At 73.9% G+C, this 1,236-nt stretch carries 1 protein-coding gene and 1 pseudogene; both read left to right on the top strand.

Annotated features, from left to right (window positions below; genetic code table 11):
* A pseudogene (locus ACH4J0_RS32355) lies at positions 1–92 on the top strand (electron transfer flavoprotein subunit beta); the annotation flags it as partial.
* Between the two features lie 45 nt (positions 93–137).
* Entirely contained in the window at positions 138–1,100 is a 963-nt protein-coding gene (locus tag ACH4J0_RS32350; protein WP_396244457.1) for an electron transfer flavoprotein subunit alpha/FixB family protein, read from the top strand.
* The last annotated feature ends 136 nt before the right edge of the window (positions 1,101–1,236 follow it).

Genomic DNA, 1,236 nt, shown 5'->3' with positions numbered 1-1,236 from the left:
GTCCGGCGCGCACCGCGGGCACGGTCGTCAAGGACGAGGGCGAGGGCGGCAAGCAGCTGGCCTCCTTCCTCGCCGACCAGAAGTTCATCTAGTCCCGCCCGTCAGCGCATCCAACGATCGATCAGGAGCAACGAATCATGGCTGAGATCCTGGTTCTGGTGGACCACGCCGAGGGCGCGGTCCGCAAGCCGGCCCTCGAACTGCTGACCCTGGCCCGCCGCATCGGCGAGCCGTCCGCCGTCGTCCTTGGCGCCGGTGCCGCGGCCGCCGACATCGCCGCCAAGGCCGCCGAGTTCGGCGCCGCCAAGGTGTACGTCGCCGACGGCGCCGAGTTCGCCGACCAGCTGGTCGTCCCCAAGGTCGACGCCCTGGCCCAGATCGCCAAGGCCAACGACGTGGCCGCCGTCCTGGTCACGTCCTCCGGCGAGGGCAAGGAGGTCGCCGCCCGTGTGGCGCTGCGCCTCGGCTCCGGCATCATCACCGACGCCGTCGACCTGGAGGCCGGCGACGGTGGTCCGGTCGCCACCCAGTCGGTGTTCGCCGCGTCCTTCCAGGTGAAGTCGAAGGTCACCAAGGGCGTGCCGGTCATCACCGTCAAGCCGAACGCCGTCGCCCCGGAGGCCGCGGCGGCCGCCGGCGCCGTCGAGAACGTGTCGGTGGAGTTCACCGGCAACGCCGCCAAGGTCACCTCGCGCACCCCGCGCGTCTCGACCGGCCGCCCGGAGCTGACCGAAGCCGCCATCGTGGTCTCCGGCGGCCGCGGTGTCGGTGCCGCCGAGGGCTTCGGCGTGGTCGAGGAGCTCGCGGACGCGCTGGGCGCGGCCGTCGGTGCCTCGCGCGCCGCCGTCGACGCCGGCTGGTACCCGCACAGCAACCAGGTCGGCCAGACCGGCAAGCAGGTCTCCCCGCAGCTCTACATCGCGGCGGGCATCTCCGGTGCCATCCAGCACCGGGCCGGCATGCAGACCTCGAAGACCATCGTGGCCGTCAACAAGGACGCCGAGGCCCCGATCTTCGAGCTGGTCGACTACGGCGTGGTCGGCGACCTCTTCCAGGTGCTGCCGCAGCTCACCACCGAGGTGAAGGCCCGCAAGGGCTGATCCGACCGGTCCTGTGGGCCGGCGGGGGGGGGGGCCGCGGGGGGGGGGGCCCCCCCCCCCCGGGGGGGGGCGGCGCCCCGGGTTGGGGCGGCGGTGACGGCCAAAACCGCCCCCCCCGCGGTTTCCCCCCCCGGCG

The sequence above is a fragment of the Kitasatospora sp. NPDC017646 genome, assembly GCF_044329365.1.
In the GTDB taxonomy this organism is placed as follows: domain Bacteria; phylum Actinomycetota; class Actinomycetes; order Streptomycetales; family Streptomycetaceae; genus Kitasatospora.
Note: the sequence above shows the minus strand (reverse complement) of the source record. Positions and strands in the feature narration are given on the sequence as shown.

What these genes read in the sequence shown, in the direction of transcription:
- ACH4J0_RS32350 (WP_396244457.1), top strand. Translation starts at nt 138, where the DNA reads ATGGCTGAGATCCTGGTTCTGGTGGACCACGCCGAGGGCGCGGTCCGC.